This window comes from Pseudomonas sp. YH-1, from assembly GCF_051990045.1.
GTDB classification, from domain to species: domain Bacteria; phylum Pseudomonadota; class Gammaproteobacteria; order Pseudomonadales; family Pseudomonadaceae; genus Pseudomonas; species Pseudomonas nicosulfuronedens.
The window spans coordinates 1,601,686-1,621,309 of record NZ_CP178184.1; the positions used below are offsets into that span (position 1 = coordinate 1,601,686).

The window sequence follows — 19,624 nt, forward strand, 5'->3', positions numbered from 1 at the left end:
GCTCGCTCCTACAGGTCCTCGTCTTGCAGGACCACCGCCGACACGGGGTTGCGTATGCCTTTCGATCTCGCCGCCCGTCTGGCCCAGCGCCAGGCGGACGACCTCTACCGCCGCCGTCCGCTGCTGGAATCGCCGCAGGGACCGGACGTGGTCATCGATGGCCAGCCGATGCTGGCCTTCTGTTCCAACGATTACCTGGGCCTGGCCAATCACCCCGAGGTGATCGCGGCGATGCGCGCCGGTGCCGAACGCTGGGGCGTTGGCGGTGGCGCCTCGCACCTGGTCAACGGCCATTGCGGTCCGCACCATGAGCTGGAGCTGGCGCTCGCCGAGTTCACCGGTCGCCCGCGCGCGCTGCTGTTCTCCACCGGCTACATGGCCAACCTCGGCACCGTCACTGCGCTCGTCGGCAAAGGCGACAGCGTGCTGGAGGACCGCCTCAACCACGCTTCACTGCTGGATGCCGGCTTGCTTTCCAGTGCGCGCTTTTCGCGCTATCTGCACAACGACGCCGCCAGCCTCGCTTCTCGTCTGGAGAAAACCGAGGGCAACACGCTGGTGGTCACCGACGGCGTGTTCAGCATGGACGGCGATCTGGCCGACCTGCCCGCACTCTGCGCCAAGGCCAGGGACAAGGGCGCCTGGGTGATGGTCGACGACGCCCACGGTTTCGGCCCGCTGGGTGCGACCGGTGGCGGCATCGTCGAGCACTTTGGCTTGGGGATCGAGGACGTGCCTGTACTGGTCGGCACCCTCGGCAAGGCCTTCGGCACTGCTGGGGCTTTCGTTGCCGGCAGCGAGGAGCTGATCGAGACGCTGATCCAGTTCGCCCGTCCGTACATCTACACCACCAGCCAGCCGCCCGCCGTGGCCTGCGCCACGTTGAAGAGCCTGGAATTGCTGCGCGCCGAGAGCTGGCGCCGTGATCACCTGAATGCGCTAATCGCGCGCTTCCGCGCCGGTGCCCAAGCCATCGGCCTGGAGCTGATGGACAGCCCGACGCCGATCCAGCCGATCCTCGTCGGTGGCAGCGCCCGGGCCATGGCGTTGTCCGCGGAGCTGCGCCAGCGAGGCATTCTGGTCGGCGCGATCCGTCCGCCCACGGTGCCGGCAGGCACGGCTCGCCTGCGCGTGACGCTGTCCGCCTCGCATAGCGAAGCGCAGGTCGACCGCCTGCTGGTGGCGCTCGCTGAAAGTTGGCAGCGCGTGTCGTCTAGCCTTCTGGCAGAGATCGATGCCGAGGAGGGCGATGATGCGTGACCAACTGATCCTGCTGCCGGGCTGGGGCCTGGGCAGCGCTCCCCTGGAACCGCTGCGCGACGCGCTGCTGGAGCAGGCGCCGCATTTGAACGTGCAGATCGAGCCGCTGCCGGCGGATGCCGACCCGAACGCCTGGCTCGACGAGCTGGACGACAACGTCGCGCATGACGCCTGGATTGCCGGCTGGTCGCTGGGCGGCATGCTCGGCGCCGAACTGGCGGCTCGCCGCGCAGAGTCCTGCCGCGGGCTGGTCACCATCGCCAGCAATCTCTGCTTCCGCCGCCGCGAGGACTGGCCGGATGCCATGGCCAATGAAGTCTTCGAGGACTTCTTCGAGGCCTTCCTGCTGGAACCGCACCTGGTGCGCAAGCGCTTCACGATGCTGGTCAGCCAGGGCGCCCGCGACGCGCGTACCCTCGCACGCCAGCTACAGGTGGCGTTGCCGCAATTGAATGCCGAAGGCTTGACCGCCGGCCTGCAACTGCTGGGGCAGCTCGATACCCGCGCCGCCCTCGGTCGCTATCCCGGCCCGCAGCTGCACCTGTTCGCCGCCAACGATGCGCTGGTCCCGGCAAGCGCCGCCGATGCCTTGCTCGACTGGCTGCCGGACGTTGAAGTGAGCCTGTTGCCCGGTGCCAGCCACGGCCTGCCGCTGGAGCAGCCGGACGAGGTGGCGAGCGCCATCCTGAAGTTTATCCACGAGGGCGACGATGCCTGATTGCAGTACCCGCGCGCTGCCCGACAAACGCCAGGTAGCCGCCTCCTTCTCACGTGCCGCGTCGACCTACGACGCAGTGGCCGAACTGCAGCGCGCCGTCGGTGGCCGCCTGCTGGAGCTGCTGCCGGCGCAGACCGCGCCGCAGCGCTGGGTGGACCTGGGCAGTGGCACCGGTTATTTCACCCGCGCCCTGGCGGCGCGTTATCCACAGGCTCATGGCCTGTCCGTCGATATCGCCGAGGGCATGCTGCGCCACGCCCGCGAGCAGGGTGGTGCGCTGCATTTCATCGGTGGCGATGCCGAACGGTTGCCATTGCGCGATGGAATGAGCGACCTGCTGTTCTCCAGCCTGGCGGTGCAATGGTGCGCGGATTTGCCAGCGGTGCTGGATGAGGCGCGCCGTGTGCTGCGTCCGGGTGGTGTCGCCGCCTTCAGCAGCCTGTGCGTCGGCACGCTGGGTGAGTTGCGGCAGAGCTGGGAAGCGGTGGACGGTTTCGTCCATGTGAACCGCTTTCGTGCCTTCGAGCAGTACCAGCAGCATTGCCAAGGCAGCGGCCTGGAAGTGCTGGAGCTGCGCACCGAGGACCGTGTCCTGCACTTCCCCGACCTGCGCAGCCTGACCCATGAACTCAAGGCGCTCGGTGCGCACAACCTCAACCCCGGCCGGCCCGACGGTCTCACCGGGCGTGAGCGGGTGCGTGCGCTGATCGCCGCCTACGAGCGCTTCCGCCAGCCCGAGGGGCTGCCGGCGACCTACCGGGTGGTCTACGCCGTACTGCGCAAAACCTGAAACCTGTGGGAGCGAGCTTACTCGCGAACCTGCACAGCACTGGAGCTGCCGGTGAGTTCCGTTCGCGAGCAAGCTCGCTCCTACAAATAGCTCCAGAGGAAAGTCATGTCCCACGCCTACTTCGTCACCGGCACCGATACCGAAATCGGCAAGACCACCATTGCCTCCGGCCTGCTACATGCAGCGCGGCTGGTCGGGTTGTCCACGGCGGCCGCCAAACCGGTGGCTTCGGGCTGCGAGCGCAGCCCCGAGGGACTGCGCAATTCCGACGCGCTGGCGCTGCTGGGCGAATGCAGCGTGCCGCTGGCCTATGAGCAGGTAAACCCCTTCGCCTTCGAGCCGGCCATCGCCCCGCACCTCGCTGCCCGCGAGCAGGGCGTGAAGCTGACGGTGGAAGCGCTCAAGGGACCGGTGCGTTCGGTGCTGGACCTGGGCGCCGATTTCACCCTGGTGGAAGGCGCCGGTGGCTGGCGCGTGCCGCTGGGAGGGGAGGAGAACCTGTCCGACCTGGCCATCGCCCTGGAGCTTCCGGTAATTCTTGTCGTCGGCGTGCGACTGGGCTGCATCAACCACGCCGTGCTCAGCGCCGAGGCAATCCAGCGCGACGGCCTGGTGCTGGCCGGTTGGGTGGCAAACATCGTCGACCCGGCGACCTCCCGTCTGGAAGAAAACCTCGCGACCCTCGCCGAGCGCCTGCCCGCACCCTGCCTGGGACGCGTGCCGCGCCTGGCCCGCGCGACCCCGGCGACGGTGGCGGCGCACCTGGACCTGGGTATCCTGGATTTGTAACCGCCCCTTGGCCTGGCGGAAAGCGTCTGCTTGAATACTGGCCACTTGCTGCTTTTTGCTGTGGAGGCGTGTCGATGGAAATCTCCGGTAATGCTTTCTCTGCGGGCCTTTATGGCGTGCAGAACGGCCAGCGCCGCGTCGATCGCGCCAGCACTGACATCGCCACTGCCGGTAGCGCGCCCAGCGAAGTGCTGAACGACCGCCTGGTCGACCTGCGCCGCGGCGAACATGAGGTCAAGGCCAACGCCAAGGTCATCCAGGCCGCCGACGAAACGCTCGGTACCCTCATCGATATCCGCGCCTGACGGCCACTTTTCCCTTACCCGAAATGCTCTGGCGGCCGGCTGTCCTCGTGACACGCCGGCCGCTCTGCCATGGGCTTTAATTAGTCTCAGGACGTCCTTGCGAAACCACCTTGCGGAGCGCTCGGCGAGCGTGACCAGGCGGTCGGTTTGCATGCTTGACAAGGGTATGGCGTAAACGTATGTTTCAAACGCCTGTTTGACTGTCCGGATGCGTGCGCGCACCGACTGGGCGGCCGGGAATGCTCCCGCACTGCGACCGCAGCAACCGGTCGCCCATTAACCAGAACCCTTCGTAGAGGTTTACCGCTATGCCTGATTACAAGGCCCCCTTGCGTGATATCCGTTTCGTTCGCGACGAGCTGCTGGGCTACGAAGCGCACTACCAGAACCTGCCGGGCGCCGAAGACGCTACCCCGGACATGGTCAATGCCATCCTCGAAGAGGGTGCGAAGTTCTGCGAACAGGTAATCGCTCCGCTGAACCGCACTGGCGACCTGGAAGGCTGCAAATGGAGCCCGGAAGGCGTCAAGACGCCGACCGGCTTCAAAGAGGCCTACCAGCAGTTCGTCGAAGGCGGCTGGCCGAGCCTGGCCCATGACGTCGAGCACGGCGGTCAGGGTCTGCCCGAATCCCTCGGTCTGGCCATCAGCGAGATGGTCGGCCAGGCCAACTGGTCCTGGGGCATGTACCCGGGCCTGTCCCACGGCGCCATGAATACCCTGCACGCCCACGGTACCCCGGAGCAGCAGCACGCCTACCTGACCAAGCTGGTTTCCGGCGAGTGGACCGGCACCATGTGCCTGACCGAGCCGCATTGCGGCACCGACCTGGGCATGCTGCGCACCAAGGCCGAGCCGCAGGCTGACGGCACCTACAAGATCACCGGCACCAAGATCTTCATCTCCGCTGGCGAACACGACATGGCCGACAACATCGTCCACATCGTGCTGGCCCGCCTGCCCGACGCCCCGCAAGGCACCAAGGGCATCTCGCTGTTCATCGTGCCGAAGTTCCTGCCCAACGCCGAAGGCAACGTGGGCGAGCGCAACGCCGTTTCCTGTGGCTCCATCGAGCACAAGATGGGCATCCACGGCAACGCTACCTGCGTGATGAACTTCGACGCCGCCACCGGCTTCCTGATCGGCCCGCCGAACAAGGGCCTGAACTGCATGTTCACCTTCATGAACACCGCTCGCCTGGGTACCGCGCTGCAAGGCCTGGCCCACGCCGAAATCGGTTTCCAGGGTGGCATCGCCTACGCTCGCGAGCGTCTGCAGATGCGTTCGCTGACCGGCCCGAAAGCTCCGGAAAAAGCCGCTGACCCGATCATCGTGCACCCGGACGTACGCCGCATGCTGCTGACTGCCAAGGCTTTCGCCGAAGGCAACCGCGCCATGCTGTACTTCGCTGCCAAGCAGGTCGATATCGTTCAGCGCAGCCAGGACGAAGAAGAGAAGAAAGCCGCTGACTCGATGCTGGCCTTCCTCACTCCGATCGCCAAGGCGTTCATGACCGAAGTGGGCTTCGAAGCCGCCAACCACGGCGTGCAGATCTATGGCGGCCACGGCTTCATCGCCGAGCACGGCATGGAGCAGAACGTCCGCGACAGCCGCATCTCCATGCTGTACGAAGGCACCACCGGCGTTCAGGCGCTGGACCTGCTGGGTCGCAAGATCCTCATGACCCAGGGCGAAGCGCTCAAGGGCTTCACCAAGATCGTGCACAAGTTCTGCCAGGCCAACGAAGCCAACGAAGCGGTCAAGGAGTTCGTTGCACCGCTGGCGGCGCTGAACAAGGAATGGGGCGACCTGACCATGAAGGTCGGCATGGCTGCCATGAAGGACCGCGAGGAAGTCGGCGCCGCTTCGGTCGACTACCTGATGTTCTCCGGTTACGCCTGCCTGGCCTACTTCTGGGCCGACATGGCTCGCCTGGCTGCCGAGAAACTGGCTGCCGGTACCAGCGAAGAGGCCTTCTACCAGGCCAAGCTGAAGACCGCGCGCTTCTACTTCCAGCGCATCCTGCCGCGCACCCGCGCGCACGTTGGCTCCATGCTGTCCGGCGCCAACAACCTGATGGACCTGGCCGAGGAAGATTTCGCCCTCGGTTACTGATCAGCGCGTTAGGCGGACGGCTTGCCGTCCGTCTGCTGAACAGGAAGAAGCCCGCCGCAAGGCGGGCTTTTTCGTATCGGCGATCACACAAATGCCTGCAGAAAATGCCATCATTACGCCACTTACCGGCCGCCTGACCGTGAGCCCGGTATCCACCCTGCGGAACCCCTTGTGCGACCCACGGCCCCCTATCGGCTCAGCCACTTCCTCACGCCTCTGCTGCTGATCCCGGCCGGCATCGCCGCCGGCTCCCTGGCCGAACTGTCCGACTTCTTCACTTCGCTGTTCAACGTCCTGCCGACTCTGTTGCTGTTGCTCGGTGGCGCGCTTTGCCTGGTCTACAACCGTCTGCGCCAGCTGTTCATGCTGACCTGCGTGTACATTGCGTACTTCCTGCTCGATACCCAGGTCGACTACTTCCAGGCCCACCGCGTGGTGATGCCCGAGGCTGCGCTGGTCTTCCACCTGTGCTGCGTGCTCCTGCCGCTGCTCTATGGGATGTACGGCATCTGGCAGGAGCGCATGCACCTGCTGCAGGACCTGCTGGCCCGCAGCGCCGCGCTGATTGCCGTGGCCGGTGTGGCGACGGCCCTGGCCAAGCGTTTCCCGCAGGGCCTGGCGGAGCTGCTCAGCGATACCTACTGGCCGGCCCTGCACGGCCAGTGGATGAACCTGGCGCAGCTGTCCTACTTCGGTTTCCTCATGGCCTTCATCGCCCTGGTCGCCGCCTACGTGCGCCAGCCGCGGCCGCTGCACGCCGCACAATTGGTGGGCCTGCTCGGGCTGCTGTGGATGCTGCCCAAGGTGTTCATCCTGCCCCATGCGCTGACCGTGATGACCAGCCTGGTGATGCTTACCCTGGCCGGTGCGGTCGCGCACGAGGCCTACCAGATGGCCTTCCGCGACGAACTCACCGGCCTGCCCGGCCGCCGCGCGCTGAACGAGCGTTTCCAGCGCCTCGGCCAGCAGTACGTGCTGGCGATGATCGACGTGGACCACTTCAAGAAATTCAACGACAGCCATGGCCACGATGTCGGCGACCAGGTGCTGCGCATGGTCGCCAGCCAACTGCGTCGCACCGGTGGCGGTGGCAAGGCGTACCGTTATGGCGGTGAAGAATTCACCCTGGTGTTCGCCGGCAAGACGGTGGAGCAGTGCCTGCCTTATCTGGACGGCGTGCGTCAGGCCATCGAGGGCTATGCGATGCATCTGCGCGACCGTGGCAACCGTCCCAGAAACGACCGCCAGGGCCGCAGCAAGCGCAGCGGCAAGGACGCGCAGACCGTCTCGGTAACCATCAGCATCGGCGTCGCCGAGCGCGATGGTGAGCGTCGCAGCCCGGAGGAGGTCATCAAGGGCGCTGACGAGGCGCTGTACTCGGCCAAGAGCGGCGGGCGCAACCGCGTGGCCGTGCATGGGCAATCCCGTCGCGGAGCGGTGCGCACTGCCTGACCCGGCCGGGTTATGACCCCGCATTCAGCGCGTGCAGCGTGATTGTCCGGGCGGTCATGGGCCGTTAGGTTCGAGGTTTCCGCGCCGTGCTGGCGCCCCGAACCGAACGGAGATTCGCGATGCCCGAGTACAAGGCCCCCCTGCGCGACGTGCGCTTCCTCACCGACGAAGTCTTCGACTTCACCGGCCGCTACGAAGCCCTCGGCGCCACCGACGCCACCCCGGACATGTTCGCCGCCATCCTCGAGGAAGGCGCGAAGTTCTGCGAGCAGGTCATCGCCCCGCTGAACCGCTCCGGCGACGAGGAAGGCTGCCACTTCGACAACGGTGTGGTGACCACGCCCAAGGGCTTCAAGGAAGCCTTTGCACAGTACGTCGAGGCCGGCTGGAACGGCGTTTCCAGCGACCCGGAATATGGCGGTCAGGGCCTGCCACCCTCCCTCGGCCTGCTGGTCAGCGAGATGATCGGCGCGTCCAACTGCTCCTGGGGCATGTACCCCGGCCTGACCAAGGGCGCCATGGCTGCCATCCACGCCCATGGAACCGCCGAGCAGAAGACCACCTACCTGCCGCGCATGACCAGCGCGATCTGGACCGGCACCATGTGCCTCACCGAGCCGCACTGCGGCACCGACCTGGGCATCATCAAGACCCGAGCCGTGCCCAACGCCGACGGCAGCTACGCGATCACCGGCACCAAGATCTTCATCTCCGCCGGTGAGCACGACCTCTCCGAGAACATCATCCACCTGGTCCTGGCCAAGCTGCCTGACGCACCGGCCGGCACCAAGGGCATCTCGCTGTTCATCGTGCCCAAGTTCAACCTGGACGCGAACGGCGACGCCGGCGAGCGCAACGCCGTGGCCTGTGGCTCCATCGAGCACAAGATGGGCATCAAGGCCTCGGCCACCTGCGTGATGAACTTCGACGGCGCCAAGGGCTTCCTGATCGGCGAGGCCAACAAGGGCCTGGCCTGCATGTTCACCATGATGAACCACGCGCGCCTGGGCACCGGCATGCAGGGTCTCTGCCTTGGCGAGACCAGCTACCAGGGCGCGGTGCGCTACGCCCAGGACCGTCTGCAGATGCGCTCGCTGACCGGCCCGAAGGCGCCGGAGAAGCCCGCCGACCCGATCATCGTCCACCCGGACGTGCGCCGCATGCTGCTGACCATGAAGGCGTTCAACGAAGGCAACCGCGCGCTGGCCTACTTCACCGCGCAACTGCTGGACATCGAGCACCTGTCCCAGGACGCCGAGGAGCGCGAGCGCGCGGCCAACCTGTTGGCCTTCCTCACGCCGATCTGCAAGGCCTTCATGACCGAGACCGGCCTGGAAGTCACCAACCACGGCATGCAGGTGTTCGGCGGCCACGGCTTCATCCGCGAGTGGGGCATGGAGCAGCTGGTGCGCGACTGTCGCATCGCGCCGATCTACGAGGGCACCAATGGTATCCAGGCGCTGGACCTGCTGGGCCGCAAGGTCCTCGGCAGCCAGGGCAAGCTGCTGATGGGCTTCACCAAGCTGGTGCACCAGCTCTGCCAGCAACACGCCGAACACCCGCGGTTGAAAGCCCAGGTGGCCCAGCTGGCGGCGCTGAACAAGCAGTGGGGCGAGCTGACCCAGAAGGTCGGCATGGCCGCCATGAAGAACCCGGACGAAGTCGGCGCCGCCTCGGTGGACTACCTGATGTTCTCCGGCTACGTCACCCTCGGTTACTTCTGGCTGCGCATGGCGCTCGTCGCCGGGCAGAAGCTGGAGGAGGGCGCCGGAGAGAAGGCCTTCTACGAAACCAAGCTGGCCACCGCCGAGTTCTACTTCAGTCGCCTGCTGCCCCGCGCGTCGGGCCATGTGGCAGCGGCTGAGGCGGGTTCCGAGGTGCTGATGCGCCTGTCGGCCGAGCAGTTCGCCCTGTAAACCCCGCGCCAGACAAGGAGGCCCGCCCTGCGCGGGCCTCCTGCCCATCGCTACAAAATGTGACCAATCTGTAGTTGTATGGTCACAACATGACGCTTAAAGTCTGAAAAGTTGTTGGAGTAAACTCCGGCGGCGTACCTTCGTGTACCTCCTATTCTGATACCGCTGGCTGCCTGATCAGCCGTCGTTTTCGTTCGAGGATCCATCATGGCTGACTACAAAGCTCCCCTGCGCGACATGCAATTCGTCCTCAATGAAGTCTTCGAGGTCGCCAATCTCTGGGCCGAACTGCCCGCCCTGGCCGAAACCGTCGATGCCGAGACGGCGTCCGCGATTCTCGAAGAGGCCGGCAAGGTTACCGGCGGCGTGATCGCCCCGCTGAACCGCAGCGGCGACGAAGAAGGCTGCAGCTGGAGCGCCGAGGGCGTGAAGACCCCGGCTGGCTTCCCCGAGGCCTACCGCACCTACGCCGAAGGCGGCTGGGTGGGTGTCGGCGGCGCGCCGGAGTTCGGCGGCATGGGCATGCCCAAGGTGATCGGTGCCCAGGTCGAGGAAATGGTCAACTCGGCCAACCTGTCCTTCGGCCTGTACCCGATGCTGACTGCCGGCGCCTGCCTGTCGCTGCTCAACCACGCCAGCGAAGAACTGAAAGCCAAGTACCTGCCGAACATGTACGCCGGCACCTGGGCCGGTTCCATGTGCCTGACTGAGCCGCACGCCGGCACCGACCTGGGCATCATCCGCACCAAGGCCGAGCCGCAGGCTGACGGCAGCTACAAGATTTCCGGCACCAAGATTTTCATCACCGGCGGCGAGCATGACCTGACCGAGAACATCATCCACCTGGTGCTGGCCAAGCTCCCCGACGCGCCGGCCGGCTCCAAGGGCATCTCGCTGTTCCTGGTGCCGAAGGTGATGGTCAACGCCGACGGCTCCCTGGCCGAGCGCAACGCCGTGTCCTGTGGCTCCATCGAGCACAAGATGGGCATCAAGGGCTCCGCCACCTGCGTGATGAACTTCGACGGCGCCACCGGCTGGATCGTCGATGCGCCGAACAAGGGCCTGGCCGCCATGTTCACCATGATGAACTACGAGCGCCTGGGCGTGGGCATCCAGGGCCTGGCCACCGGCGAGCGTTCCTACCAGAGCGCCGTGGAATACGCCCGCGAGCGTATCCAGAGCCGCGCGCCGACCGGCCCGGTCGCCAAGGACAAGGCTGCCGACCCGATCATCGTTCACCCGGACGTGCGCCGCATGCTGCTCACCATGAAGGCCCTGAACGAAGGCGGCCGTGCCTTCTCCAGCTACGTCGCCATGCAGCTGGACACCGCCAAGTACAGCGAAGAGCCGACCACCCGCAAGCGCGCCGAGGAACTGGTCGCCCTGCTGACCCCGGTGGCCAAGGCCTTCCTCACCGACATGGGCCTGGAAACCACTATTCACGGCCAGCAGATCTTCGGCGGCCACGGCTTCATCCGCGAGTGGGGCCAGGAGCAGCTGGTGCGCGATTGCCGCATCACCCAGATCTACGAAGGCACCAACGGCATCCAGGCGCTGGATCTGATGGGCCGCAAGATCGTCGGCAGCGGCGGCGCCTACGCCAAGCTGTTCACCGACGAGATCCGCGCCTTCACCGCTTCTGCCTCCGCCGAGCTGGCCGAGTTCACCGGCCCGCTGAACGCCGCCGTGCAGAATCTGGACGAGCTGACCGCCTGGGTCCTGGACCGTGCCAAGGGCAACCCGAACGAGATCGGCGCCGCCTCGGTCGAGTACCTGCACGCCTTCGGCTACACCGCCTACGCCTACATGTGGGCCCTGATGGCTCGCGCTTCGCTGGGCAAGGAAGGCCAGGACGAGTTCTACGCCAGCAAGCTGGGCACCGCGCGCTTCTACTTCGCCCGCCTGCTGCCGCGCATCCACTCCCTGAGCGCCTCGGTGAAGGCTGGCAGCGAGTCGCTGTACCTGCTGGATGCCACGCAGTTCTGAGCCTCCGCGTCTGAAAAGCCCCGCTCCGGCGGGGCTTTTTTATGGGGATATTTCTTTTTCCAAGGGTGCTATTTCGAATCTTTGTAAGCCATGGCTTACAAACAGCGGTGGTGATCGGCGTCTATCTGACAAAGGCCTACAGCGGTAACCTTTCTCTCAGTCAGGACATTGCGCAGGAAGCGCCAACGACAATACGGAAACAAGGGAATCCACCAAGGACGGTGGCTAGCACGGACGTCAGGATATCGGTCTGCAAAACCCCGCTTCGCAAGAGGCGGGGTTTTTTCTTTGCCTGGGATTCCTGCACCTCAAACCCGAGCCTGCGTGGACTGCTCACCCGTAGGACGATTAACGCGCCAGCGTTATCCGCCATCGTCCGGGCCGGCGCATGACCTGTTCCAGGTTATGCGCCCTACGCGGCGGGCATCCGCATGGGTATCGCTGCGCTCCACCCATCCTACAAACGGTGGCGGGGCAGACATGGAGCGCGAACGTAGGATGGTGTGGAGCGTAGCGATACCCATCACCCCTGGTGGTCGTCAGACTGCTCCGTCGAGCAACGATCGCAGTAGCTCCACCGTCGGCTGTTGCCGCTGCGCATCGCGATAGACCAACCCCACGCTCAAGGGAATCCGTGGTTCGCTCAAGGGTTTCCAGAGCAGGTCCTTGTGAGCGTGTATTTGTCGGGTACGGCCAGGCAGCACGGTCGCGAAACGACTTTGCGGCAGGCTGTCGAGGATGCCGCTCATGTGGTTCAGCTCCGCCTGCACCCTTGGCCGCCGGCCGATGGCTGCCAGCTGTTCCTGCCAGATCTGCCGGACGCGGAATTCTTCGCCGAGCAGCAGCATCGGCAATTCCGCCGCCTGGGCCAGCGACACCTTCTTGAAATCCTTCAGCGGATGATCCGCCGGGATCACCAGTTGCAGCTCGTCCGGATACAGCTCCACGCCGTGCAGTGCCGGCTGGCGCGGCGGCAGGAAGCCGATGCCGATATCCAGCTGGCCGATCAGCAGGCGGCGCTCGATCTCCACCCCGGAGAGCTCGTAGATGCGCACCTGCACGTGTGGCTGCGCTGCATGCAGACGTTCCACCAGGTGCGGCACCAGGCTCGCGTTGACCGTCTGCAGCACACCGATAGTCAGGCTGCGTGCGGTCTGGCCGCGAAATCCCCGCAGTGCCTCGCGGGCGCGCTCCAGGCCTTCCAGGAGCGGCACCGCGTGGTTGTACAGCGTATGTGCGGCGGCGGTGGGCAGCAGGCGTTTGCCGCTGCGCTGGAACAGCGCCACGTCGAGGTTCTGCTCCAGCTGACGGATCTGCTGCGACAGCGCCGGCTGGGAAATCGCCAGGCGTTCGGCGGCGCGCCCGACGTGGCCTTCCTCATACAGCGCAACGAAATAGCGGAGTTGGCGGAAATCCATAAGGTCTGCTTATCAACGAAACTGGAAAATCGAAATGGAGTGTTGCCTATCCAGGCCTCTACTCTAGCGCTTGTCCGCTGTCTCAGATGGGTAGACAAAGGTGGAAAGCATCGTCATCCAGGGCGTTTTCATAGGCAAAGTCGAAGAAAGCTGGGGAGGTTTGCTCAGCGACATCGGCAAGCTGGAAACGCATCAGGAAGTCTGGCTCGGCGCCGAAGGGCTACCGGGTGACGCACGGGCTGACCTTCGTCGCGATGGTGGCCTGGATCGCGCGCTGCACCACTACCCGGCCGAGCACTATCGCCACTGGCGCAAGCAGCACCCGCAGACGCGCTGGCGACAGCCGGCCTTCGGCGAGAACCTGTCGACCTTCGGCCTCAATGAGCAGGAGGTCTGCATCGGCGACCTGTTTCGCTGGGGTGAAGCGCTGATCGAAGTGAGCCAGCCGCGCTCGCCCAGCTACCGCCTGGCCAAGCGCTGGAACCTGCCCGAACTGCCTTTCGAGGTACAGGAGCAGGGGCGCTGTGGCTGGTTCTACCGGGTGCGCCGTTCCGGCATGGTCGCCCCCGACGCACCGCTGGAGCTGGTGCAGCGGCATTACCCGCAGCTCACCGTGGCGAGCCTGCTGGACTGGTACTTCGGCCAACCGCTGGAACGTACCGGACTGCGCCTGATGATGGCCTGCGACGCGCTCTCCCTGCGCTGGCGCAAGACCGCCGCGCAACGCCTCACCAGTGGCGTGCTGGAAGACTGGACGGCCCGCCTGGCGGGCCCCGAATGTTCGGAGCAGGGCGGCCTGCAGAGCTGAGCCGCACTGTTTCGCAAATGCCCTCGCGCCCGCCCCCGGACGTCGTCTTGGTCCTGCGGGGCGGCTTTTATTGCCGCCGCCGAGCCTGTCACAGGGCTCGGCGGCGTTGTCATGCCGACGTAACACCGCATTCCTAACCTTCCGCCGATAGCTTCTACTGACAACCCGAGCCGTCAGAAAGACGGCCGTGCGGAAGGAACCTTCTGATGAGCGAGCGTTTCCAGGATTTCCACGACCGACTGGCGGCCTTCGACGACCAGCCGATCAACCCCTCCGGCAACGTGCCGATGAGCGAGCTCATCGATGCCTCGCGCCGCCGCCTGCTGAAGAACAGCCTGGTGCTGGGCGCCGTCGGCTTCCTTGGCGGCAGCCTGTTCCCCGGCCGCTCGCTGTTCGCCGCCGACGCCCCGGTGCCCACCGGGTTGCTGGGCTTCAAGGGCGTGCCGGTGCAGCAGGACCCGAAGTTCGACCGGGTGATCGTCGCCGAAGGCTACAGCGCACGGCCGTTCTTCTCCTGGGGCGACGCCGTGGTGAGCGGCTCACCGGCCTGGAAAGGCGACGCCAGCGAGGACTGGAAAGCCCAGGAGCTGCAGGCCGGCGACAACCATGACGGCATGCACTACTTCCCCTTCCCCGATGCGCCGGACAGCCACGGCCTGCTGGTGATCAACCACGAGTACATCAACCCGACGCTGCACCCCAAGGGCCAGACCTTCGAGGCCCGCCCCGATGGTTCGCGCGGCCGCCCGGAAGGCGAAGTGCGCAAGGAGATCGCCGCCCACGGGCTGAGCGTGATCGAGGTGAAGAAGGACGCCGGCGGCCACTGGCAGCGTGTCGAAGGCTCGAGCTACAACCGCCGCATCACCGGCAGCTCGCCGCTGGACCTGTCCGGTCCCCTGGCCGGCCACGACCTGCTGCGCACCGCCAGCGACCCCGAGGCCAGACAGGTGCTCGGCACCCTGAACAACTGCTCCATGGGCGTTACGCCCTGGGGCACTTACCTGGCCTGCGAAGAGAACTGGCACCAGTACTTCGTCAACCGCGACAAGGGCGACTACGCCCAGCGCGTTTCGCACAAGCGCTACGGCCTGTCCAACGGCCAGTTCAGCAACTATTACGCCTGGGAAGCGGTGGATGAGCGCTTCGACGCCACGCCCAAGGCGGACCAGCCCCACGGCGGCCACGTCAACGAGCCGAACCGGTTTGGCTGGGTGGTGGAGATCGACCCATTCGATCCGGCATCCACGCCGAAGAAGCGCACCGCCGTCGGCCGTTTCTGCCGCGAGTGCTCGACCCTCTCGCTGGGCGCCGACAACCGCATGGCCTTCTACTACGGCGATGACACCAAGGGCGAGTACATCTACAAGTTTGTCCCGGCGGGCCAGTACCAGCCGAACAACCGCGCGGCGAATATTGATCTGCTGGACGAAGGCATCCTCTACGTCGCCCGCTTCAACGCCGACGGCAGCGGACAGTGGCTGCCGCTGGTGCACGGGCAGAACGGCCTGACCGCCGAGAACGGTTTCGCCAGCCAGGCCGAAGTGCTGGTCAACGCCCGCGCTGCTGCCGACAAGCTCGGCGCCACACCCATGGACCGCCCCGAATGGGTCGCCGTACAGCAGACCACCCGCGAGGTCTATGTCAGCCTCACCAACAACGACGCGCGCGGCAAGAAGCAGCCGGTGGACGCCGCCAACCCGCGCCAGGAGAACCTCCACGGGCAGATCCTGCGCTGGAACGAAACCGGCGGCGATCCGACCGCCACCACCTTCCAGTGGGAAATCTTCCTGCTGGCCGGCGAGCACAAGGGCGCCAACGCGCCGGAGAACCTGATCGGCACCATCAACGGCGACATCTTCTCCTCGCCGGACGGCCTGTACTTCGACACCGCCGGTCGCCTGTGGATCGAGACCGACTACGACGACGCCGAAGCGCCAATGCAGGCCATGGGCTGCAACCAGCTGCTCTGCGCCGACCCGCACAGCCGCGAGGTGCGGCGCTTCCTGGTCGGCCCGCGCGGCTGCGAGCTGACCGGCATCACCCAGACGCCGGATGGCAAGACGCTGTGGGTGAATATCCAGCACCCGGGCATCAGCTTCCCAGCCAGCGACGGCAAGAGCATCCCGCGTTCGACGACGTTGGTGATCACCAAGGACGATGGGGGCGTGATCGGGACTTGATGGGCCGAGTGGCGAGGGTGAGGGGCTTTAGAGAAACTCGCCGCTTGGGCGGTTCGCGAGCAAGCTCGCTCCTACAAGAGCAGGAGCTGGCACGGAACCACCAGGGGGGAATGCGGACCCTGATAGGAGCGAGCTTGCTCGCGAACAAGGTCCGCTGGAACCTTAAAGCTCGACCTCACCCCCGGCCAGCGCGCACAGCTCGGTGAAATCGACGATCTCCGTCTCCCGACCATCCACCCGGATCAGGCCGTGCTTCTGCAGGCGAGTGAAGCTGCGCGAGACCGTCTCCACCGCCAGCCCCAGGTAATCGCCGATTTCGTTGCGCGACATGCTCAGGCGGAAGCGCGTGGCGGAAAAGCCGCGCTCGCGGAAGTGCGCGGAAATGTTCAGCAGGAAGGCAGCAATGCGCGAGTCCGAATTCAGCCGCGAGAGCAGCAGCTTCATCTGCTGATCCTCGCGGATCTTGCGGCTCATCATCAGCATGATCTGGTGCGACAACCCCGGAATCTGGATCGACAGTTCCTCCAGCTGGTTGAACGGAATCTCGCTGCACAGGGTGCTTTCCAGCGCCTGTGCCGATACCGGGTAGCTGCCTTCACCCATGCCGGAGAAGCCGAAGATCTCCGTGGCGAAGTAGAAGCCGGTGATCTTCTCCAGGCCCTGTTCGTTGGTGGTGAAGGTCTTGATCGAACCGGAGCGCACCAGGAACACGCTATGGAACGGGTCGCCCTGGCGGAACACGAAGTCCCCCTTGTGCAGCAGATGCCCCGGCTTGATGATCGCCTCCAGCTCCTGGACCTTGTCGTCGCTCAGGGTTGGCGGCGCCAGCCGGCAGTTCTTGCAGTACGGTTGCGGTTTGATCATCTGATTCATCCATATCCCCATGCGCCGGCTAATCGCGCGCAATTCAGCGTTCCTCGGGCGCATTGCCCCCTGGTAGAACCATAGCAACTGACAGCCATCTGTCATCCGTCGGATCGTCAGTCGGGAAGCTGGCCAATGGATTTTTCATACCCGCTTGACCCTTTCTTCACCGCGCCGACCTCAGTCTCCACGCCCATGCACCTGGGGCTATTGGGGGAGACCACAGGAACTCCGGGGTGCTGCGACGCGACCGGTCGGGAGGACGCGCGTCGATCCCGCTCATTTTCCGGAGATACGTCGTGAATAAACTGCCACAGATCACCCTGGCCTTCTGGGTGATGAAGATCTGCGCCACCACCCTGGGGGAAACCGCCGGCGACCTGCTGTCGATGACCCTCAACGTCGGCTATGCCATCAGCTCGCTGATCCTCATCAGCCTGTTCGTCGTCACCCTCATCGGCCAGCTCGCCAGCAAGCGCTACGTGCCCTGGCTGTACTGGCTGGTGATTCTTTCCACCAGCACCGCCGGCACCACCATGTCCGACTTCATGGACCGTACCCTGGGGCTCGGCTACGCCACCGGCTCGGCGATCCTGATCAGTATCCTGGTGGCGATCTTCGCGCTGTGGCGTTTCAGCGGCACCTCGCTGTCGGTGGACAACATCCGCAGCTTCAAGGGCGAGATGTTCTACTGGATCGCCATCCTTTTCTCCAACACCCTGGGCACTGCGCTGGGCGACTTCCTCGCCGACGACTCCGGCCTGGGCTTCGCTGGCGGCGCACTGCTGATCGGCAGCCTGATCGCCGTGGTGGTGGCGCTGCACTATTTCACCAAGCTGTCCTCGGTGCTGCTGTTCTGGGTGGCCTTCGTGCTGACCCGTCCGTTCGGCGCGACCCTGGGCGACGTGCTGACCAAGTCCCACGAGAAGGGCGGGCTGGACTTCGGCACCATCGGCTCCTCGGCCATCCTTGCCGGCATCCTGGTCGCGCTGGTGGTGGTGGTCAGCGTAAGGCTGAAGCGCGAGGAGCAGAGCAGCGCCGCGGTGCTGTCATCCTGACGGTTTGACATGCAGCCCGTCCCGTGAAAACGCGACGGGCTAGCCTTGTGAAATTTGTTCTGTTATTTTTCATGAAAAATAATCAGAACAATTTCACGAGGTCGCGATGTTCCTGCGTTCGCCCGAACCGGTCGGCACCTACTACGCCGGCGCCAACCCCGAGCTGATCCAGCCGCGCGATGCGCTGCGCGAACCGCTGGAATGCGAAGTCCTGGTCATCGGCGCCGGCTTCAGCGGCCTGCACACGGCGCTGCAACTGGTCGAAGGTGGCCGCCAGGTCTGCATGATCGAGGCCAGCCGCATCGCCTGGGCTGCCTCCGGACGCAATGGCGGGCAGGCGCTTCCGGGCTGGTCCAGCGACCTGGGCCCGATCGAGGACGACCTCGGCCACGAAGGCGCGTTGCGCCTGTGGCAGGGCATGCTCTGGGCTGCCCACGAACTGCGCGACCTGCCGCAACGCCATGGCTTCGACTGCGATTACCGCATCGGCCACCTGTGGACCGCCGTGCTGCAACGCCGGGTCGGTTCGCTCTACGACTGGCAGGCGGAAGCCAATCGCCGCTGGGGCTATGAAGGCCTGCAGTTCATCCCCCGTGAAGACCTTCCGCAGTGGATCGCCAGCGACCGCTACCAGGCTGGCCTGTACGACCCGAACTCCGCGCACCTGAATCCGCTCAAGCTCGCTTACGGCCTCGCCGATGCCATCGAGCGCGCCGGCGGGCGCATCTTCGAGCAGACCCGCGCACTGAGCTTCCGCGAGAGCGGGAACGGCTATGAAGTGACCACCGAGCATGGCAGCGTGCGCTGCGCCTCCCTGGTGCTGGCCTGCAACGCCTACATCGACGGCCTGGACCGCGACGTCTCCGAACGCATCCTGCCGGTGGGCACCTACCAGGTCGCCACCGCGCCGCTGGGCGAGGAACTGGCCCGCTCGCTGCTGCCGAAGAACTGCTGCGTGACCGACAACCAGTTCGTCCTCGACTACTTCCGCCTGACCCCCGATCATCGCCTGCTGTTCGGTGGCGGCTGCACCTACCTGGGTGGCATGCCCTCGGACATACGCGCCGCCACGCGGCCCTATGTCGAACGGGTATTCCCGCAACTCAAGGGCGTGGAACTGGAATACGCCTGGGGTGGGCACATCGACTGCAGCATGCGGCGCACCCCGGACATCGGCCGACGCGGCGATCTCTACTGGCTGCAGGGCTATTCCGGCCACGGCGTGTTGCCGAGCCTGGCTGCCGCCCGCGCCGTGAGCGAAGCCATGTTCGGCCGTAGCGACGAGCTTGACCTCTATCAACGCATCCGCAATCCCGGGTTCCCCGGCGGCCAGCGCTTCGCCGCGCCACTGGAAGCCGTCGGCAAGGCCTGGTATCGATTGCGGGACTTTGTCTAATTCGGAACCTGCCATGACCCAGACGGTTGCCAACGACCACCTTGCCACGCTGATCCGCGACCTGCGCAAGCACAAGAACCTCACCCTGGGCGAGCTGGCCGAGCAGATCGGCCGCTCGGTGGGCTTCCTTTCCCAGGTCGAGCGTGGCCTGTCGCAACCCACGGTCGCCGACCTCACCGCCATCAGCGAAGCCCTGGGTGTGCCGACCACTTACTTCTACGCCGGCGACACCCGCCGCGAGCGCGACTGGGTGACCCGGCCGAACGACCGTCGCACCCTGTATTACGCCGGTGGTGTCACCGACATCCTCGCCTCGCCGAACATGTCCGGCGGCTTCTCCGTGCTCGACAGCATCCTTGCCCCCGGCGCCACCAGCGGCGAAGGCCACCTGGACGACAGCTCGGAGCAGGGCGGCTTCGTCCTCGAAGGCGAGCTGACCATCTGGTACGAGGACGACACCGTCACCCTCTACCCCAACGACAGTTTCCAGCTGCCGCCGCACAGCCAGTTCCGCTACGGCAACCTCACCGACAAACCAACACGGGTGCTGTGGATCTTCACGTGAATTTC

16 protein-coding genes are annotated in these 19,624 nt (G+C 65.5%); 14 read left to right on the top strand and 2 right to left on the bottom strand.

Going from position 1 to position 19,624, the window contains the following annotated elements; genetic code table 11:
- The first annotated feature begins 54 nt into the window (after nt 1-54).
- The 9 genes from bioF to ACKI1H_RS07445 all read left to right on the top strand — a co-directional run bounded on the left by bioF (nt 55) and on the right by ACKI1H_RS07445 (nt 11,330).
- Nucleotides 55-1,260 carry an 8-amino-7-oxononanoate synthase gene (gene bioF / locus ACKI1H_RS07405; RefSeq protein ID WP_440468027.1) on the top strand — a complete coding sequence of 402 codons (1,206 nt, stop codon included), beginning with the start codon at nt 55-57 and terminating at the stop codon, nt 1,258-1,260.
- Nucleotides 1,253-1,978 carry an alpha/beta fold hydrolase gene (locus ACKI1H_RS07410; RefSeq protein ID WP_440468028.1) on the top strand — a complete coding sequence of 242 codons (726 nt, stop codon included), beginning with the start codon at nt 1,253-1,255 and terminating at the stop codon, nt 1,976-1,978. The genes bioF and ACKI1H_RS07410 overlap by 8 nt, the downstream gene beginning before the upstream one ends.
- Nucleotides 1,971-2,768, top strand: coding sequence for a malonyl-ACP O-methyltransferase BioC (bioC, locus tag ACKI1H_RS07415; RefSeq protein WP_440468029.1), 798 nt, complete (start codon nt 1,971-1,973; stop codon nt 2,766-2,768). Before ACKI1H_RS07410 ends, bioC begins: the two co-directional genes overlap by 8 nt.
- Nucleotides 2,769-2,873: 105 nt before the next feature.
- Nucleotides 2,874-3,557: a dethiobiotin synthase gene (gene bioD, locus ACKI1H_RS07420; RefSeq protein ID WP_440468030.1), complete on the top strand. Its 684-nt coding sequence runs from the start codon at nt 2,874-2,876 to the stop codon at nt 3,555-3,557.
- A 74-nt stretch (nt 3,558-3,631) separates the two neighbouring features.
- Entirely contained in the window at nt 3,632-3,862 is a 231-nt protein-coding gene (locus ACKI1H_RS07425; RefSeq protein WP_081519677.1) for a hypothetical protein, read from the top strand.
- Nucleotides 3,863-4,170: 308 nt separating this feature from the next.
- Nucleotides 4,171-5,976, top strand: a complete 1,806-nt coding sequence (locus ACKI1H_RS07430; RefSeq protein WP_138525329.1) for a phenylacyl-CoA dehydrogenase — start codon at nt 4,171-4,173, stop codon at nt 5,974-5,976.
- 171 nt (nt 5,977-6,147) lie between these two features.
- Complete coding sequence (locus ACKI1H_RS07435; protein WP_440468031.1) at nt 6,148-7,428, top strand: diguanylate cyclase; 1,281 nt, start codon at nt 6,148-6,150, stop codon at nt 7,426-7,428.
- Nucleotides 7,429-7,547: 119 nt separating this feature from the next.
- Nucleotides 7,548-9,344, top strand: a complete 1,797-nt coding sequence (locus ACKI1H_RS07440; RefSeq protein ID WP_138525327.1) for an acyl-CoA dehydrogenase C-terminal domain-containing protein — start codon at nt 7,548-7,550, stop codon at nt 9,342-9,344.
- Nucleotides 9,345-9,551: 207 nt separating this feature from the next.
- Nucleotides 9,552-11,330, top strand: coding sequence for an acyl-CoA dehydrogenase C-terminal domain-containing protein (locus tag ACKI1H_RS07445; RefSeq protein ID WP_138525326.1), 1,779 nt, complete (start codon nt 9,552-9,554; stop codon nt 11,328-11,330).
- A gap of 539 nt (nt 11,331-11,869) precedes the next feature.
- Here the strand turns inward: ACKI1H_RS07445 and ACKI1H_RS07450 are convergent.
- Entirely contained in the window at nt 11,870-12,748 is an 879-nt protein-coding gene (locus tag ACKI1H_RS07450) for a LysR family transcriptional regulator (protein WP_138525325.1), read from the bottom strand.
- Nucleotides 12,749-12,848: 100 nt separating this feature from the next.
- Between ACKI1H_RS07450 and ACKI1H_RS07455 the strand changes: the two genes are divergently transcribed.
- Nucleotides 12,849-13,556, top strand: coding sequence for an MOSC domain-containing protein (locus ACKI1H_RS07455; RefSeq protein ID WP_138525324.1), 708 nt, complete (start codon nt 12,849-12,851; stop codon nt 13,554-13,556).
- Between the two features lie 206 nt (nt 13,557-13,762).
- Nucleotides 13,763-15,736 (top strand): PhoX family protein, encoded by a 1,974-nt coding sequence (locus tag ACKI1H_RS07460; RefSeq protein ID WP_440468032.1) that lies wholly within the window; start codon nt 13,763-13,765, stop codon nt 15,734-15,736.
- Between the two features lie 162 nt (nt 15,737-15,898).
- Here the strand turns inward: ACKI1H_RS07460 and fnr are convergent, their stop codons facing one another.
- A complete protein-coding gene (gene fnr, locus ACKI1H_RS07465) occupies nt 15,899-16,600 on the bottom strand; it encodes a fumarate/nitrate reduction transcriptional regulator Fnr (RefSeq protein ID WP_138525573.1) in 702 nt (233 codons plus the stop codon).
- A 299-nt stretch (nt 16,601-16,899) separates the two neighbouring features.
- Between fnr and ACKI1H_RS07470 the strand changes: the two genes are divergently transcribed.
- From ACKI1H_RS07470 to ACKI1H_RS07480, 3 genes are all read left to right on the top strand, one after another.
- Entirely contained in the window at nt 16,900-17,658 is a 759-nt protein-coding gene (locus ACKI1H_RS07470) for a COG4705 family protein (protein ID WP_138525574.1), read from the top strand.
- Nucleotides 17,659-17,764: 106 nt separating this feature from the next.
- Nucleotides 17,765-19,054: an NAD(P)/FAD-dependent oxidoreductase gene (locus ACKI1H_RS07475; RefSeq protein WP_440468033.1), complete on the top strand. Its 1,290-nt coding sequence runs from the start codon at nt 17,765-17,767 to the stop codon at nt 19,052-19,054.
- A 13-nt stretch (nt 19,055-19,067) separates the two neighbouring features.
- Nucleotides 19,068-19,619 (top strand): helix-turn-helix domain-containing protein, encoded by a 552-nt coding sequence (locus tag ACKI1H_RS07480; protein ID WP_017516587.1) that lies wholly within the window; start codon nt 19,068-19,070, stop codon nt 19,617-19,619.
- The last annotated feature ends 5 nt before the right edge of the window (nt 19,620-19,624 follow it).

Excerpts from the sequence above, each read along its gene's own strand:
- bioC (WP_440468029.1), top strand. The coding sequence starts at position 1,971 with ATGCCTGATTGCAGTACCCGCGCGCTGCCCGACAAACGCCAGGTAGCC.
- ACKI1H_RS07450 (WP_138525325.1), bottom strand. The coding sequence starts at position 12,748 with ATGGATTTCCGCCAACTCCGCTATTTCGTTGCGCTGTATGAGGAAGGC.
- ACKI1H_RS07430 (WP_138525329.1), top strand. The coding sequence starts at position 4,171 with ATGCCTGATTACAAGGCCCCCTTGCGTGATATCCGTTTCGTTCGCGAC.
- ACKI1H_RS07475 (WP_440468033.1), top strand. The coding sequence starts at position 17,765 with ATGTTCCTGCGTTCGCCCGAACCGGTCGGCACCTACTACGCCGGCGCC.
- bioD (WP_440468030.1), top strand. The coding sequence starts at position 2,874 with ATGTCCCACGCCTACTTCGTCACCGGCACCGATACCGAAATCGGCAAG.
- fnr (WP_138525573.1), bottom strand. The coding sequence starts at position 16,600 with ATGATCAAACCGCAACCGTACTGCAAGAACTGCCGGCTGGCGCCGCCA.
- ACKI1H_RS07460 (WP_440468032.1), top strand. The coding sequence starts at position 13,763 with ATGAGCGAGCGTTTCCAGGATTTCCACGACCGACTGGCGGCCTTCGAC.
- ACKI1H_RS07440 (WP_138525327.1), top strand. The coding sequence starts at position 7,548 with ATGCCCGAGTACAAGGCCCCCCTGCGCGACGTGCGCTTCCTCACCGAC.
- ACKI1H_RS07410 (WP_440468028.1), top strand. The coding sequence starts at position 1,253 with ATGCGTGACCAACTGATCCTGCTGCCGGGCTGGGGCCTGGGCAGCGCT.
- bioF (WP_440468027.1), top strand. The coding sequence starts at position 55 with ATGCCTTTCGATCTCGCCGCCCGTCTGGCCCAGCGCCAGGCGGACGAC.
- ACKI1H_RS07425 (WP_081519677.1), top strand. The coding sequence starts at position 3,632 with ATGGAAATCTCCGGTAATGCTTTCTCTGCGGGCCTTTATGGCGTGCAG.
- ACKI1H_RS07480 (WP_017516587.1), top strand. The coding sequence starts at position 19,068 with ATGACCCAGACGGTTGCCAACGACCACCTTGCCACGCTGATCCGCGAC.
- ACKI1H_RS07445 (WP_138525326.1), top strand. The coding sequence starts at position 9,552 with ATGGCTGACTACAAAGCTCCCCTGCGCGACATGCAATTCGTCCTCAAT.